This window comes from Phytohabitans houttuyneae (assembly GCF_011764425.1).
Classification (GTDB): domain Bacteria; phylum Actinomycetota; class Actinomycetes; order Mycobacteriales; family Micromonosporaceae; genus Phytohabitans; species Phytohabitans houttuyneae.
In genome coordinates this window covers 1,858,218-1,873,333 of sequence record NZ_BLPF01000002.1, presented here as the reverse complement: position 1 = coordinate 1,873,333, position 15,116 = coordinate 1,858,218, and the positions used below count along the sequence as shown (strand labels likewise).

14 protein-coding genes are annotated in these 15,116 nt (G+C 73.5%); 3 read left to right on the top strand and 11 right to left on the bottom strand.

The window, feature by feature from the left end; translation table 11 throughout:
- Positions 1–64 precede the first annotated feature (64 nt).
- Genes Phou_RS31680 through Phou_RS31670 form a run of 3 tightly spaced genes read right to left on the bottom strand, consistent with a single transcriptional unit; the run spans position 65 to position 3,422 of the window.
- Positions 65–877 (bottom strand): zinc-binding dehydrogenase, encoded by an 813-nt coding sequence (locus Phou_RS31680; RefSeq protein ID WP_173062824.1) that lies wholly within the window; start codon positions 875–877, stop codon positions 65–67.
- Positions 877–1,833, bottom strand: a complete 957-nt coding sequence (locus Phou_RS31675; RefSeq protein ID WP_173062821.1) for an enoyl-CoA hydratase/isomerase family protein — start codon at positions 1,831–1,833, stop codon at positions 877–879. The genes Phou_RS31680 and Phou_RS31675 overlap by 1 nt, the downstream gene beginning before the upstream one ends.
- Positions 1,830–3,422 (bottom strand): class I adenylate-forming enzyme family protein, encoded by a 1,593-nt coding sequence (locus Phou_RS31670; protein ID WP_173062818.1) that lies wholly within the window; start codon positions 3,420–3,422, stop codon positions 1,830–1,832. The genes Phou_RS31675 and Phou_RS31670 overlap by 4 nt, the downstream gene beginning before the upstream one ends.
- A gap of 82 nt (positions 3,423–3,504) precedes the next feature.
- Between Phou_RS31670 and Phou_RS31665 the strand changes: the two genes are divergently transcribed.
- From Phou_RS31665 to Phou_RS31660, 3 genes are read left to right on the top strand one after another with little or no spacing between them, the layout of a single operon-like run.
- Positions 3,505–4,728, top strand: a complete 1,224-nt coding sequence (locus Phou_RS31665; RefSeq protein ID WP_173062815.1) for an acetyl-CoA C-acyltransferase — start codon at positions 3,505–3,507, stop codon at positions 4,726–4,728.
- A 22-nt stretch (positions 4,729–4,750) separates the two neighbouring features.
- Positions 4,751–5,128, top strand: coding sequence for an alcohol dehydrogenase catalytic domain-containing protein (locus Phou_RS51430; protein ID WP_218579289.1), 378 nt, complete (start codon positions 4,751–4,753; stop codon positions 5,126–5,128).
- Positions 5,080–5,718: a zinc-binding dehydrogenase gene (locus Phou_RS31660; RefSeq protein ID WP_218579288.1), complete on the top strand. Its 639-nt coding sequence runs from the start codon at positions 5,080–5,082 to the stop codon at positions 5,716–5,718. Before Phou_RS51430 ends, Phou_RS31660 begins: the two co-directional genes overlap by 49 nt.
- Here Phou_RS31660 and Phou_RS31655 read toward each other — a convergent pair.
- From Phou_RS31655 to Phou_RS31620, 8 genes are all read right to left on the bottom strand, one after another.
- On the bottom strand, positions 5,708–7,321 hold the full coding sequence (locus Phou_RS31655; RefSeq protein ID WP_173062812.1) for an AMP-binding protein: 1,614 nt from the start codon (positions 7,319–7,321) through the stop codon (positions 5,708–5,710). The two genes, Phou_RS31660 and Phou_RS31655, sit on opposite strands and share 11 nt — an antisense overlap.
- Positions 7,318–8,349, bottom strand: a complete 1,032-nt coding sequence (locus Phou_RS31650; protein WP_173062809.1) for an acyl-CoA dehydrogenase family protein — start codon at positions 8,347–8,349, stop codon at positions 7,318–7,320. The genes Phou_RS31655 and Phou_RS31650 overlap by 4 nt, the downstream gene beginning before the upstream one ends.
- On the bottom strand, positions 8,346–9,485 hold the full coding sequence (locus Phou_RS31645; protein WP_173064833.1) for an acyl-CoA dehydrogenase family protein: 1,140 nt from the start codon (positions 9,483–9,485) through the stop codon (positions 8,346–8,348). The genes Phou_RS31650 and Phou_RS31645 overlap by 4 nt, the downstream gene beginning before the upstream one ends.
- 88 nt (positions 9,486–9,573) lie before the next feature.
- Entirely contained in the window at positions 9,574–10,419 is an 846-nt protein-coding gene (locus tag Phou_RS31640) for a FadR/GntR family transcriptional regulator (RefSeq protein WP_173062804.1), read from the bottom strand.
- Positions 10,416–11,159 carry an ABC transporter ATP-binding protein gene (locus Phou_RS31635; RefSeq protein WP_173062801.1) on the bottom strand — a complete coding sequence of 248 codons (744 nt, stop codon included), beginning with the start codon at positions 11,157–11,159 and terminating at the stop codon, positions 10,416–10,418. Before Phou_RS31635 ends, Phou_RS31640 begins: the two co-directional genes overlap by 4 nt.
- Positions 11,159–12,967 carry a branched-chain amino acid ABC transporter ATP-binding protein/permease gene (locus Phou_RS31630; protein ID WP_173062799.1) on the bottom strand — a complete coding sequence of 603 codons (1,809 nt, stop codon included), beginning with the start codon at positions 12,965–12,967 and terminating at the stop codon, positions 11,159–11,161. Before Phou_RS31630 ends, Phou_RS31635 begins: the two co-directional genes overlap by 1 nt.
- A 2-nt stretch (positions 12,968–12,969) precedes the next feature.
- Positions 12,970–13,836: a branched-chain amino acid ABC transporter permease gene (locus Phou_RS31625; protein WP_173062797.1), complete on the bottom strand. Its 867-nt coding sequence runs from the start codon at positions 13,834–13,836 to the stop codon at positions 12,970–12,972.
- A gap of 114 nt (positions 13,837–13,950) precedes the next feature.
- Positions 13,951–15,105 (bottom strand): acyl-CoA dehydrogenase family protein, encoded by a 1,155-nt coding sequence (locus Phou_RS31620; RefSeq protein ID WP_246273989.1) that lies wholly within the window; start codon positions 15,103–15,105, stop codon positions 13,951–13,953.
- Positions 15,106–15,116: the final 11 nt, after the last annotated feature.

The window sequence follows — 15,116 nt, the reverse complement described above, 5'->3', positions numbered from 1 at the left end:
AGATGGTGGGTAACGATAGACCACCCTCCGAGCGCCCAACAACCAACCAAGCGGTCGGTTATTCTCAGAGGCGGACGACGAGCTTGCCGCGCGCGGTCCCCTCCGCGAAGGCGGCGAGGGCGTGCGGGAGGCGCTCGAGGCCGTGCACGCGTTCCACGACCGGGTCCAGCGCGCCGCGGTTCAGGTGCGGCGCGAGCTCCGCCCACGCGTTCGCCAGGCGCCCGGACCCGCCCAGCGCCCAGCCGGCCCAGTCCGCGGCGACGACGTCGATGTTGTTCAGCAGCAGCCGGTTGACCCGGAAGCCGGCCGGATCGGCGCCGGCGGCCGGTACCGCCACCGCCCGCCCCTCGGGGCCCAGGCAGCGCAGCACGTCCACGAAACTGTCGCCGCCCACCAGGTCCACGGCCAGGTCGATCAGCCCGCCCGCGCGCACCGCCGCGCGGAAGTCCTCGCCGCCCTCCACGGCGGCCACCCGCCCGGCACCGAACGCGCGGGCCACCTGCACCGTGGCGATGCCGGCGCCGCGCTCGGCGCCACGCACGAGCACCGACTCGCCGACCGCCAGCCCGCCGCGCTCGACGACGGCGAAGTGCGCGGTCAGGTAGTCCACGAGGACCGCGGCGCCGCGCTCGAAGCTGAGCGCCGCCGGCAGCGCGAACGTGTCCTCGGTGTCCGCGACCGCCACCTCGGCGAGCCCGCCGCGGCGGCAGAGCGCGAGCACCCGGTCGCCGGCGGCGAAGCCGCTTTCCCTCGGCGCGGCGAGCACGGTGCCGGCCACCTCCGCGCCGGGCACCAGCGGCGGCTCGGCGCGGCCGCGGCTGAGCGTCAGGTGCGACAGCCCGGCCGCCCGTACCCGGATGGTGACCTCGCCGCCCATCAGCCGGCTCCGGACGCCTCGGCCTTGGCGCGCAGCCGCCGCACCAGCCGGTCCATCGCCGCGAGGGTGTCCGGGTGGTCGAAGAGCAGGACCTGGGCGGTGTACTCGGCGCGCAGCTGCTCGGCCATCGCGGCGTAGGTCGCCTTGCGCAGCAGGCGTTTGGTCGCGCGTGTCCCCAGCGGCGGCATGGCGGCGATCCGCGCCGCGCGCTCCAGCGCGTGTTCCAGCAGCAGGTGGTCGTCGACCGTCTCGACGACGAGGCCGAGGTCCCGGGCTTCCGCGGCGCCGACCAGGCGGCCGCTGTAGAGCAGCTCGGCGGCCCGCTGCGCGCCCACCACGTGCGGCAGCAGGAGGCTGATGCCCATCTCCGGCGCGATGCCGATCGGCGCGAAGCCGGGGCCGAGCCGCGCGGACGTGCCCGCGACGAGCAGGTCGTGCAGCAGCGCTATCCCGAAGCCGCCGCCGACGGCGACGCCGTTCACCGCGGCGATGGTCGGCTTGTCCAGCTCCCACATCCGCAGCGTCCAGCGGCCGGCGTTGCCGAGGTCGTCGAGGCTGACCTGCCCCGGGGACAACGGTGGCAGGCCCTTCTCGCCGCCGATCTCCTCGCTGGCGAGGAACTCCCGGGCCGGCGGCCGGTCCCCCGGGCTCCGCTGGTCGCGCTCGCTTCGCTCGCTGGGCGCTCCGAGAGGCTGGCGCCATCCGGCCTCGTCGCTTCGCTCCTCGGACCGGATCCCGCCAGCCCTGGGGGCGAGGACGGCCGCGTCGGCGCCGACCGAGTAGCTGTCACCGACCCCGGTGGTCACCACGACCCGGACGCTGTCGTCCCGCCCCGCCTCGTCGAACGCCTCGGCCAGCTCGCGCAGCAGCGTGCCGCCGATCGCGTTGTGCCGCTCGGGGCGGTTGAACCGCAGCAGCAGCACGCCGCCGTGCCGCTCCGCCAGAAGGTCGCTCACCGCAGCTCCTCGTTCGTCTCGTCGCGCACCACGAAGCGGCGCACCTTGCCGGACGCGGTCATCGGGAAGGACTCCACAAACCGCCAGGCCACCGGGATCTTGTACTTGGCGACCCGGCCGGCGAGGAAGGCGGCCAGCTCCGCGCCGCTCACCTCGCTGCCCGGCTGGCGCACCACCACGCCGGCCACCCGCTCGCCGAGCCGGGCGTCCTCGACACCGACGAGCACCGCGCCGGCCACGCCGGGGTGTTCGAGCAGGATCTCCTCGACCTCGGCCGGGTACACGTTCTCGCCGCCGCGGATGATGACGTCGCGCGAGCGGCCGCGGAAGGTCAGGAACCCGGACCCGTCCATCTCGCCGAGGTCGCCAGTGCGCAGGTACCCGTCCGGCGTGATCGTGGCCGCCGTCTGCTCCGGCATGTCCCAGTAGCCGCTCATCATGTAGGGCGCGCGCACGAGGATCTCGCCGGGCGTGCCGACCGGCAGCACCGCGCCGGACTCGGGGTCGGCGATGCGGATGTCGGCGGCCGGCAGCGGGCGGCCGAGGGTGCCGCCGATCGTCGCGGGGTCGTCGGCGATGTGCGTCGAGGTGATCAGCGGGCACTCCGACTGCCCGTACCCGATGAGCACCGGCACGCCGAGCGCCTTGCCGACGAGGTCGACCAGCGGCTGGGTGACCGTGGCGCCGCCGAGCGCGACCGACCGCAGGCCGGCGTCCCGCGCGGCGTCGCCGAGCTTGGCGAGGATGTCGACGAGCATCGTGGGTACCCCGCCGATGCGGTTGATGACGCCGAGGCCGAGCAGGCGCAGCACCTCGGCCGGGTCCCACCGCTGCATGACCACGAAGGCGCCGCCGTCGAGCACGCCGCCGAGGATCACGAAGCAGGAGCCGCCGATGTGGTGGTAGGGCACCGGGTTCAGCCAGACGTCGTCGTCGCCGATCACGTCGTGCCGGTTTCGCTGCAGGGCGCCGTTGAGGGCGGCGCGGTGGGAGATGACCGCGCCCTTGGAACGGCCCGTCGTGCCCGAGGTGAACTGGATCAGGAACGGTTGGTCGGGCGCCACCTCGGGAAGCTCGCCCGGCGCGGCGGTGGCGGCCCATTGCTCCAGCGCCTCGATGTCCACGACCGGGGTGCCGCCGTCCAGCGCGCCGGCGCGCGGTGCGAGGCTGTCGCCGGCGTACGACGGTCCGGCGAACAGCAGGGCCGGGCGGGTGAGGCGCACGGCGTGCGCGGCCTCGGCGTCGGTCCAGGCGGTGTTGAAGGGTACGAACACCAGGCCGGCGAGCGCGGAGGCGTACTCCAGCAGCACGTACGGCACCGAGTTGCGGGACCAGACCGCGACCCGCTCGCCGGGCCTGGCCTGCCCGGCCATCGCGCGGCCGAGCCGGTGCGCCGCCTCGCCGAGCTCCGCGTACGTCATGCTGGCCAGAGCGCCGGCCTCCGGCCAGTACAGCGCCGGCCGGTCCGGGCCGGCCGCGACCTGGCGGGCCAGCACCTGCCCCACCGGCTCCTCGACGGTCTCGCCCGCCGGGGTGGCCTTCCACTGCGAGAGCGGACCGACCCGGCTCCGCCCCGATGAACCCGCCATCCGCTCCCGCCTCCTTCGCCAACCAGTCGGTTGGGTGCAGACAATGTAGCCAACCAAATGGTTGGGCTGCTAGTGTCGGCCCGTGCGTGAAGCAACGATCGTCGACGCCGTCCGGACCCCGCGTGGCAAGGGCAAGCCCGGTGGCGCCCTGTCCGGCGTGCATCCCCAGGAGCTGCTCGCCACCGTGCTCGCCGAGCTGCAGAAGCGGGTCGGGTTCAGCCCCGCCGACGTCGACGACGTGCTGACCGGCTGCGCGAACGCGATCGGCGACCACGCGGACAACATCGCCCGCCTGTCCGCGCTGGCGGCCGGCTGGCCCGCCTCCGTGCCCGGCCTGACGATGAACCGGGCCTGCGGCTCCGGGCAGCAGGCGCTGAACACCGCCGCGACGATGGTCGTCTCGCGGCAGGCGGAGCTGGTCGTCGCGTCCGGGGTGGAGATGATGTCCCGCTACCCGGCCGCCACCCGACCGACCCTGGACGGCGGCAACGAGCGGCTGCGAGGGCTGTACCCGCTGATCCCGCAGGGCATCTCGGCGGACCTGATCGCCACCGTCGGCGGGTTCAGCCGCGCCGACGTGGACGCGTTCGCCGCGCTCTCGCAGCGGCGCGCGGCCGACGCGATCGGGGAGGGCCGCTTCGACGGCTCGCTGGTGCCGGTCACCGACGCCGGCGGCACCGTGCTGCTCGACCGCGACGAGCTGCCCCGGCCGACGACGCTCGACGCGCTCGCCGCGTTGAAGCCGTCGTTCGAGAAGCTCGGGACGCAGGTGTGGGAGGGCTACGACCGCAGCTTCGACGCGATGGCGCGCGAGGCGTACCCGCGGGTCGACCGGATCGCGCACGTGCACCACGCGGGCAACTCCTCCGGCCTCGCCGACGGGGCCGCCGCCGTCCTCGTCGCGCGCTCGGACGTGGCCCGCGAGCGCGGCTGGCGCGCCCGGGCCCGGGTCGTCGCCACCGCCACCGCCGGCGCCGAGCCGGTCATCATGCTCACCGCGCCGGGGCCGGCCGCCAAGCTCTGCGTCGCGCGCGCCGGAATGTCCATGAAGGACATCGACCTGTTCGAGGTGAACGAGGCGTTCGCCTCCGTGGTGCTGCGGTTCGCCGAGGAGACCGGGGTGGACCTGGACCGGGTCAACGTCAACGGCGGTGCCATCGCGCTGGGCCACCCGATCGGCGCCAGCGGCCCCATCCTGCTCGCCACGCTCCTGGACGAGCTGGAGCGCCGCGACCTGAACACCGGCCTCGTCACGATGTGCACCGGCGGCGGCATGGCCACCGCCACCGTCATCGAGCGGGTCTAGCACGTCTGGAGGGCGGCGGACGATGCGAGCGGCGCGGGTCATCCATCGCACCGGGCCCTCCGGCGTGCGGGTACACGAGGTCCCGGTGCCGCGCCGCGGCGGCGGCGAGGTGCTCGTGGCGGTGCGCGCCGCCGGCGTGACGTTTCCCGACCTGCTGCTGTCGCACGGCCGGTACCAGGAGACGCCCGCGCTGCCCTTCGGGCTGGGCGGGGAGTTCGCGGGCTCGGTCGTCGAGGCGCCGCCCGGTTCACCGTTCGCGGTGGGCGACCCGGTGGTCTGCTCCAGCCCGTTCCGCGGCTTCGCCGAGTTCGCGGCGGTACCCGTCCGGCACGTGCTGCCGCTCCCCCGGACGTGGACTTCCCGCACGCGGCGTGCCTGCCCTCCAACTACCTCACGATGACGTTCGGCCTGCTGCGGCGCGGCCGGATGCGGCGCGGCGACACGGTGCTGGTGCACGGCGCGTCCGGCGGGCTCGGCATCGCCGCGATGCAGCTCGCCTCGGCGTTCGGCGGGCGGGTCATCGCGGTGACCTCGGCGCCGCTGGACCGGATTCTCGCGCCGGTCGGCTACGCGCCCGACCACGTCGTGCCCGAGGACGGCTTTCCCGAGGCGGTCGCGGAGCTGACCGGCGGGCGCGGCGCCGACCTGGTCGTGGACCCGGTGGGCAACGACCGGCTGGAGCGCTCGTTGCGCTGCCTGGCGCCGCTCGGGCGCGCGCTCGTGCTGGGCTTCGCCGGCGGTACCATCCCGACGCTCCGCACCGACCAGCTGTTCGCGCGCAACGTCGACGTCGTCGGCGTCGGGTGGGGCGCGTTCCTCGCGGTCGCGCCCGAGCAGATGGCGGCCGAGTGGAAACGGCTGCTGCCGCTCGTCGAGTGCGGCGTGGCCAAGCCGCCGATCGACCGGGTGCTGCCGCTGGAGGCCGCGGCGGAGGCACTCACCCTGCTGGAGGAGCGCTCCGCGCGCGGCCGGCTCGTGCTCACACCGTGACGGCCAGGGCCCGGGCACCGGGGTAGTCGGCCTTGCCGTTGGGCGAGCGCGGCACCGTGTCGACGAAGACCACGCGCTTGGGCGCCTTGTACCCGGCCAGCCGCCGCTTGACGTGGCCGATCAGCTCCTCCGGCGCCGGCTGGAGTCCGGGCTCGACGCTGACCACCGCGACCACCGACTGGCCCCACTCCGGGTCGGGTACGCCGACGACGAGCACGTCGGTCACCGCCTCGTGGTCGAGGATGACACCCTCGACCTCCTCGGTGAAGATCTTCTCCCCGCCCGAGGTGATGCACAGCGAGTCGCGCCCCATCAGCTGGATCGTGCCGTCGGCGTGCACCACGCCGTGGTCGCCCGGCACCGACGTGCGCACGCCGTTGATCTCGCGGAACGTGCTCGCGGTCTTTGCCGGGTCCTTGTAGTAGCCCATCGGCAGCCGGTTGCGGACCACGAGCTTGCCGATCACCTCGGAGCCGGCCGCGACCGGCTCGTCGTTCTCGTCCAGCACCCACACGTTAGGCCCGGGAGAGAAGCGGCCGGTCTCCGGGATGTTGCCCTTCGTGGCGAGTGACCAGCCCATGCCGAAGCCCTCCGAGGAGGAGAACCCGTCGAGGATCGCCGCCTCCGGCCAGTGCTCCAGCAGCGCGCGCTTGCTCTGCTCGCCCAGCATGCCGCCGGAGGTGAGCACGTTGCGGATGGTGGAGCTGTCCCACCGCTCGGGCTCGGCGGCGAGGGCGTCCACGATCCGCTTGGCGAAGACCTCCCCGCTGATCGCGAGGCTGGCGACCTTGTACCGGTCGATGGCGTCCAGCAGCTCGACCGCGTCGAAGCCGGGCGCGGCCAGCGAGATGGCGCAGCCGCCGCCGTGCATGGCCATGGTGGCGCCGAAGTAGCCGGTGCCGTGCATGTACGGGCTTCCCGAGATGTGCGCCTGTCCGGGCGCCGTCAGGTCGCGGCGGATGCCGGCGACGCCCCGCTCCAGGTCGTAGTGGGTGGTGGAGACGTCGTTGATCTGCTGGAGCATGTCGACGGCGCGCCACATCACGCCCTTGGGCATGCCGGTGGTGCCGCCGGTGTAGAGCAGGAACAGGTCGTCCGGCCCCCGGCCCCACGCGGACCTGACGCGCCCGGGCGAGGCAGCGGCGGCCTGCTCGTACGGGATCGCCCAGTCGGGGCAGGGCTCGGTGCCGTCGTCGACGTGGATCCACTGCCGCACGCGCGGCACCCGGCCGCGCAGCGCGCCGACGGTCGGGGTGAACGAGCCGTGGAACACCACGCTGGTGACGTCCGCGTCGTCCCACAGGTAGCGCAGCTCCTCGTCCCGGTACCGGTAGTTGGAGTTGACCGCGGGTATCCCGATTTTGAACGCGGCGTGCGAGACCTCCAGGTACTCGGGGCTGTTCCGCAGGTACTGCGCCACGCGGTCGTCGCGGGTCGCGGCGCCGTCGAGCAGGGTCCGCGCGATGCCGTCGGCACGCCGGTCGAACTCGGCCCACGTGAAGGTGCGCTCACCCTGGATCTGCGCGGGAGCGTCCGGCAGCTCCTCCGCGACCGTCTCCCAGACCGTGGCCAGGTTCCAGTCGAACTCCTCTGGTGCGCTCATGGGTTGTGCCTTTCGTGCCCGTCCACCGTGGACAGATCCACCGGTGACTTACTCGGTCGTTGCGACAGGTCGCGGCGGGGAGGGACGTCGAAGGTGCCGGCGAACCCGAGCCGGTTGACCGCCTCCAGCAACAGGTTTGCCGACCTGGCCGGTGCGGTCGGGCGCAGCAGCGCCGGGGTCAGGTGACGGTCGAGCACGGTCAGGTCGTGCTCCTCGCAGAGCCCCACCGCGCCGAGCACCTGATGCGCGTTGCGCAGGACGGTGCCGGCCGCCTCCAGCACGCCGACGCGCAGCGCGAGCGCGTCGGCCATCGTCGCCCGGCCGCGGCGGACCAGAAACCACGTGTAGGCCGCGAGCTCGTCCGCGCCGTCGGCCGCCACGGCCATGTCGGCCAGCCGCCACCGGATCTCACCGAACCGGCCGATCGGCTTGCCGAACTGGCGTCGCGTGGTGGCGTACCGCGCCGCGTGCCCGGTCGCCGCGGCGAGCGCGCCGGCGACCCAGAATCCATCCAGGACGAACGACATGAGGACCGCGCGCTCCGGCAGCCGCGGGCCCTCCTCCGGGCCGAGCGTCACGCTCATGCCGAACGGGTCGAGCGGCGCGCGCCGCGCCCCGCCGGCCGTGACCGGGAAGGCACCGGCGCCGGCGCCGAGCCGCACCGCGACGGCCCGCTGGAAGATGTCGGCGTGCTCGAGGTGGGTGACCGCGCCGTCGACGACGTAGCAGGCGTCCACCTCGGCGCGCAGCGCGGCCGGGACGGACAGGCTTCGGGCCAGCGGCCACGGCGCGACGAACTCGCCGCACGCCCGCACCGCGAGGGCGGCGGCGGCCGACTCCTCCTCGGCGCCGTAGGGGTCGAGGTCGAGCACGCCGACGGCGGCCAGCGCCGGCGCCACCGCCTCGCCACGCACTTGCAGCTTCTCCTCGGCGGACCGGGCGAGCTCGACGCCGCCGAGGTCGGCGAGGACGCCGCGCACGGTCCGCTGGAGGTCGACCGCCTCCTGCGGCCACGCCCGCCGGCTCACTGCGCCGCCTCGCTCATCAGCGAGCGGGCGACGAGGAGCCGTTGTATCTCGATGGTCCCGGACGCGATCGTGGCGGACTTGGCGTACCGGTACACGTCTTCCGCGTGCGCGAGGATGCCGTCGCCGTCACCGGGCGCGATCCCGGCCGGCCCGAGGGCGTCGAGCGCGAGGTCGGCGACCTCCTGGTCGAGCTGGATCGAGGCGATCCGCGCGCCGGAGGCGACCCGGTCGGTCAGCCGGCCGGCCTCCCGGTGCGCGATGGCGCGGTGGTTGAGCAGCCGCGCGGTGCGGGCGTGCACGAGCGCCCGGACGAAGCCGATGCCGGCCGCACCCGCCGCGGTCTGCGGTGCGGTGCCCAGCTCGGCCAGGACCCGCTCGTCCCGGGCGTACCTCGGGATGCCGATCCGCTCGTGGCCGAGCACGAACTTGATCACCTGCCAGCCCTCGTCGACGGTGCCGAGCACGTCGGCGGCGGTCACCCGCGCGTCGTCGAAGAAGACCTCGTTGAGGTGGTGCGGTCCCATCATCGAGGCGATCGGGCGCACGCTCACGCCCGCGCGGTCCATCGGCAGCAGGAAGATCGTGATGCCGTGGTTTCGGGCGTCCGGGTGGCGGCTGGTTCGCGCGGCCAGGAAGCACCAGTCGGCGATCGTCGCGTACGACGTCCAGATCTTCTGCCCGCGCAGCGTCCAGCCGTCGGCGTCGGCGGTCGCCGCCAGCGACAGCGCGCCGAGGTCGCTGCCCGCCTCGGGCTCGCTGAAGCCCTGGCACCAGACGGCTTCGCCCCTGGCGATCCGCGGCAGGTGCGCCGCGCGCTGCGCCTGCGTGCCGAAGGCCATAACGGTCGGGCCGACCCAGCTCAACCCCATGTACTGCGGGCCGCGCGGCTCCAGGTGTGCCCACATCTCCTCGCGGACGACCGCCTGCTCCCACAGGGTCGCGCCGGCTCCGCCGTACTCCGGCGGCCAGTCGATCGTCAGCAGCCCTTCCTGGGCGAGGCGATCGAGCACCTGGCGGGTGACGCTGGTGACGCGCGGATCGTCGGAGAAGGATCCCGACCAGTCGGTGGGGAGAAGCTCCGCGAGCATTTCCCTGAGACGCAACCGCAAGGCGTCCGCCCACTCACCGAGATCCATGTCCACGCCTCGGAGCCTATCATCTAGATGATTTAACGCGAAGACCCGCGAGCGGCGCTGTGGACGGTGCTTTTTCAGCCGTACGCGGTCAGGACAGCCGCGACTGGCGGCGGCTGCCGTAGTCGTCGAGCACCCGCACCTGTCCCCCGGCGGCGGACACGAACTGGGACGTGGCCTTCAGATGCCCGCGGGTCAGCCGGACCGCCTCGGCGGCGTCGCCGTTTTCGATCGCCTCGCTGATCCGCACGTGCGCGCGCAGCACCTCGCGGCGCAGGTTGACCTCCGGGTACTGCCCCTCGTCGACGGCCGACTTGGCCCAGGTCAGCTCCTGCGTGTCCCAGATGCTCTCGATGACGCCGACGAGCAGCTGGAGGGTCTGGTTGCCGGCGGCGTTGACCAGCTCCTGGTGGAAGTCGGCGGCCAGCTCGGTGAAGGCGACGCCGTCCTCCAGGTAGGACTCGGCCTCGGCCGACAGGGCGGCGAGCTTGCGGCCGATCCGGCGGTGGTCGCGTCGCCGGGCCGCCTGCTCGGCCGACAGCGGCTCGACGAGGTTGCGGGCGGTGGCGAGGTCTTCCAGCGAGGTGCGCCGGGCGTGCAGCAGCAGCCCCACGTGGTACGCGGCCGTGTCCGGCGTCGGATGCTTGATGATCGTCCCGCCCCGCTTGCCGCGCCGCACGGTCAGCAGGCCCTCGGTCTCCAGGATCCGGAACGCCTCCCGCAGGCTCGGCCGGCTGACCGGGAACTGCTCCAGCAGCACCGCCTCCGGCGGCAGCTCGGAGCCGTCGACGAGGTCGCCGTCCAGGATGCGGGTGCGCAGCTGGGACGCGACCGCCTCCGCCACGCTCCTGGTGTTGAGCCGCGGCGGGACATTGGGCACCGCACGCCGCTCCCGGCCCGCACTCACCATCGACAGTCCCCCGTCTCGTCTGGTCACAAGGACGAGTAGATGCTAGTCGCCACGTCCTCGACCGACAGGTTGGACGCCCGGTCACGGACCACGACGCGTCCCCGGTCGAGCACGATCACGTCCTCGGCGATGCCCCCGAGCACCTCGTCGACCAGCTGTTCCACCAGCAGGATGGCGAGCCCTTCGTCGCGCAGGGCGGCCAGCGCTTCGAACACCAGGTCGACGAAGACCGGTGCCAGGCCGGACGACGGCTCGTCGACGAGCAGCACGCGCGGCCGGGTGGCGAGCGCGGTGGCGATGGCCAGCATCTGCTGCTGGCCGCCGGACAGGTCGGCCGCGCGCTGGCGCTGGCGGTCGCCGAGGATCGGGAAGCGCGCGTAGAGCCGCTCCAGCTCGCTCTCCCGCTCGCCGCGCTTCACTCCGCCGCCGCGCAGGCCGAGGACGAGGTTGTCCCGCACGGTCAGCTCGCGGAAGACGCGCTTGCCCTCCTGTACCACGGTGAGGCCGCGGGACACCCGGGCCCACGGCGGCAGGGCGGTGATGTCCCGGCCGTCGAGCAGCACCGTGCCGGAGCGCACCGGGAGCAGCCCGCACAGCCCGTTGATCAAGGTGGTCTTGCCGGCGCCGTTGCGGCCGACCAGGGCGGTGATGCCACCGGGCCGCAGCTGGAGCGAGACCTCCCAGACGGCGACCAGGTCGCCGTAGGCGACGCGGACGTCGGTCACGTCCAGCAGCGGTGCGCCCCGGTCCGGGTACGAGTCGGGCATCACGCCACCCCCGATTCCTCCGCCACCTGGCCGCGCCGGCCGAGGTAGCTGTCGATGACCCGCTGGTCGCGGCGGACGGCCTCCGGCGGCCCGGAGGCGATGACCCGGCCGAGCTCCATCGCGAAGACCTGGTCCGCGACGTCCATCACGAACGGGACGTTGTGCTCGACGAGGACCACCGTGCCGCCGGCCTCGCGGGTACGCCGCATGAGCATCTCCAGCTCGCGCAGGCCGTCGTCGTCGAGTCCCGCGGCGGGCTCGTCCAGCAGCAGCACGTGCGGCTTGCCGGCGACGGCGCGTACCACCTCCAGGAGCCGGCGGGTGCCCAGCGGGAGCGACCCGGCCGGCTGGTCGGCCAGGTGGCCGAGGCCGGCGAAGGAGAGCGCGGCCAGCGCCGCCTCCCGGTCCTGCCGGCGCACCCGGTAGTGGGCGGGCAGCCGGACGATGGCCTTGAGCAGCCCGACCTCGCCGTCCCGGAGCCGGCCGGACTCGACCACCTCCAGGACCGTCATGCGGGGCGGGATCAACGGGGTCTGGAAGGTGCGCCCGACGCCGAGCCGGCTGACCCGGTGGGCGCGCAGCCCGGTGATCTGGCGGCCGGCGAGGGTGACGGTGCCCTCGTCGGCGCGCAGGACGCCGGAGATCAGGTTCAGCAGGGTGGTCTTGCCCGCCCCGTTGGCCCCGATGATCGCGGTGATCGTGCCCGGCTCGACCACGAGGTCGACCCCGTTGAGCGCCTTGAGCCCGGCGAACGCCTTGGCGACGCCGGTGACCTCCAGCCGCTGCCCCGGTATCGACAGCGCGGCCGGCTCGGCCCCGCCCTCCGCCGCCGCGGCGGGGGCGGCGAGGCGCCGTTCGAGCAGGCGGCGCCGCAGGATTCGGGCCAGGCCCGCCAGGCCCATCGAGAACGCGACGCCGACGAAGATCAGGAACGCGCCGTACACCGCGGTCGAGTACTTCTGGAACGAGGCGGCCTGCAGCGGGCCCAGCACCAGGATCGCCGCGCCCACCGGCGCACCCCACACGCTGTCCGCGCCGCCCAGCACGGTCGCCGCGAGCAGCGCGATGAGCAGGGTGAGCGTGAACGCGGTGGGGCTGATGAACCCGGTCATGTACGTGAACAGCACGCCGGCGATCCCGGCGGGCAGCGCGCCGATCACGTACGCCTGCACGCGCAGCAGGTAGACCGACCCGCCCAGCGACTCGGCGAGGGTGGGGCTCTCCGCCATGACCCGCAGGAACGCGCCGAAGCGGGAGACGACCATGTTGCGCATGACCAGCATCCACAGCAGGGTGACGGCGATCGCGACGAGGTAGAACTCCTTGCCGAACAGCGGCCGGCCGAACAGCGTCGGTCCGAGCACGCCGGGCAGGCCCGCGTTGCCGCCGGTGTACTCCTTGAGGATCGTGACCAGGCTCGGGATGAGCAGCACGAAGAAGAACGAGACGAGGGCGAGCGACCAGTGGCTCAGCCGCAGTCCGGGTACGCCCGAGACGAGCCCGGCGACGCCGGCCAGCACGGTGGCGACGGCGAAGGCGAGCAGGATGTCGGTGTGCCCGTGGTTGAACAGGATCGCGGCGGCGTAGGCGCCGGAGGCGAAGACCGCGACCTGCCCGAGGGCCAGCTCACCGGCGTAGCCGAAGCTGAGGTTGAGGCCGCTGCACAGCAACGTGTAGACGGCGATCAGCATGACCTGGCGCTGCCAGTAGAAGTCGAGCCCGAGGTACGGCAGGGCGGCGACGACCACGAAGCCGACGAACACGAACAGCGGGGTGTCCAGCAGGACGGAGCGGAGCCTGGCGGTCATCGTCACACCGCCCGCACGCCGTGCCGGCCCAGCAGGCCGGAGGGTTTGAGCAGCAGCACGGCGAGCAGCACGGCGAACAGCAGCACGGGCGGGTACTCGACGCCGAGGTAGCGGCCGCCGTACGCCTGGATGAGCCCGATCGCCATGCCGCCGACGACGCAGCCGACGAAGCTGCCGAAGCCGCCGACCGCGAGCGCCACGAAGCCGAAGATGGTGACGCTGACCGCGATGCCGACGCTCGCGCCGGTCTTCGGTGCCACGAGCGGGCCGAGTAGTCCGGCGAGCGCGCCGGCGAGCGCGAACCCGCCGGTGCGCAGCGCGCCGACGTTGATGCCGCGCGTCCTGGCGGCGTCCGGGTCGCTCGTGGCGCCGCGGGCGGCCAGGCCCCAGAGGCTGCGGCGGGAGAAGACGTGCAGGCCGCCGCCGATGACGATGGCGACGGCGATGAGCCACACGTCCACCGGTGCCATGCGGCCGCCGAGAAGCGTGAAGGGATCCGATCCGCCGAAGAACTCGACCGACTTGGGCGTCGCGCCCCACGTGGCGCCGAGCACGCCCTCGATGACGACGAACGCGCCGACGGTGGTCACCAGCAGCGCCCGCGTGTCGGTGCGGCGCACGACCGGGCGCACGGCGATGAGCTCCTCGGCGGCGCCGACCAGCGCGCCGAGGACCGCACCGAAGAGCGCCGCGGACCACCAGGGCCACCCCAGGTCGACCATGATGAACCAGGAGAAGAAGGCACTGAGGATGACGAACGCCCCGTGGGCGAAGTTGAACACTCCGCCGAACGTCATCGTGATGTTGTAGCCGATGGCGGTCAGCGCATAGACCGCGCCGACCGACAGCCCAGCCCAGACAATCGTCACGGCAGCCCCTACGCAGTCCTTGGCGCGGCTCGCCAGCCGCGCTGTCCAACGACCCTAAGCCGTAATATCGTGGAAATCAACTAAATGATTTGGACGAAGCGGCGCCGGGCGTGCTCAGTACGAGCGCGGCAGGCCCAGCGAGTGCTGCGCGACGTAGTTCAGCACCATCTCGCGGCTCACCGGTGCCGACCGCATGAGCCGGGTCAGGCCCCACAGGTCGCCGATGCCGTACTCGGTCGCGAACGCGTTGCCCCCGTGCACCTGCACGGTCTGGTCGAAGGCGTGCAGCGCGGCGTCGGCGGCGGCCAGCTTCGCGACGGCGGCCGCCTCCCCCACACCGTCGAGCCCGCGGTCGAAGAGCCAGGCCGCCTTGTAGGTCATCAGGCGGGCGAGCTCCAGCTCGATCTTCGCCTCGGCGAGCGGGTGCGCCACGCCCTGGTGCGCGCCGATCGGCACGCCCCACACCGCGCGGTCGCGGGCGTACGCCACGGCCTTGCCGACGAAGTACCGGCCGAGCCCGACGGCCTGCGCGGCGACGTTGACCCGCTCGGGGTTGAGGCCGGAGAAGATCTGCCGCAGCCCCTGGTCCGCGGCGCCGCCGATCAGCCGGTCGGCGGGCACCACGACGTCGTCGAAGAAGACCGTGAACTGCCGGTCCGGCGCCTTGATCTCCATCGGGATCGGGGTGAACGCGAGGCCCGGCGCGCCGGTGTCCACGATGAACAGCGTCAATATCCCGCGGCCGCGCGCGTCGGTGCCGGTGCGGGTGACGACGAGGACGGCGTCGGCCACGTCCATGCCGGTGATGTACTGCTTCGCGCCCTTGATCACCCACGTGTCGCCGTCGCGCGCCGCCGCGGTGGAGATGTTGGGCGCGTTCGAGCCGGCGCCGGACTCGGTGACCGCGAAGGCCATCTTGGTCCGCCCGGCGGCCAGCGGCGGCAGCCACCGCTCCTTCTGCTCGGGTGTGCCGAACTCGTTGATGATCGGGCCGCACATCCCGGCGACGATGAGGAACAGCAGCGGGCAGCCCTGCGCGGCCAGCTCCTCGATGACGATCGCCATCTCCAGCAGCCCGCCGCCCCCGCCGCCGTACTCCTCGGGCAGGTTCACCCCGCCGAAGCCGCTGTCGAAGATGGCCGACCAGAGCTCGCCGGTGAACCGGTCCTGCGCCGCGCACCGCGCGAAGTAGTCGTGGCCGTAGCCGGCCGCGATCCCGCTCACCGCCTCGCGCAGCGCGAGGTGCTCGCTCGACTCGCCGAAGTCCACCTGGCGTGCTC

Coding starts and splice junctions, on each gene's coding strand:
- Phou_RS31680 (WP_173062824.1), bottom strand. CDS start 877: ATGGGCGGCGAGGTCACCATCCGGGTACGGGCGGCCGGGCTGTCGCAC.
- Phou_RS31670 (WP_173062818.1), bottom strand. CDS start 3,422: ATGGCGGGTTCATCGGGGCGGAGCCGGGTCGGTCCGCTCTCGCAGTGG.
- Phou_RS51430 (WP_218579289.1), top strand. CDS start 4,751: ATGCGAGCGGCGCGGGTCATCCATCGCACCGGGCCCTCCGGCGTGCGG.
- Phou_RS31655 (WP_173062812.1), bottom strand. CDS start 7,321: ATGAGCGCACCAGAGGAGTTCGACTGGAACCTGGCCACGGTCTGGGAG.
- Phou_RS31645 (WP_173064833.1), bottom strand. CDS start 9,485: ATGGATCTCGGTGAGTGGGCGGACGCCTTGCGGTTGCGTCTCAGGGAA.
- Phou_RS31635 (WP_173062801.1), bottom strand. CDS start 11,159: ATGCCCGACTCGTACCCGGACCGGGGCGCACCGCTGCTGGACGTGACC.
- Phou_RS31630 (WP_173062799.1), bottom strand. CDS start 12,967: ATGACCGCCAGGCTCCGCTCCGTCCTGCTGGACACCCCGCTGTTCGTG.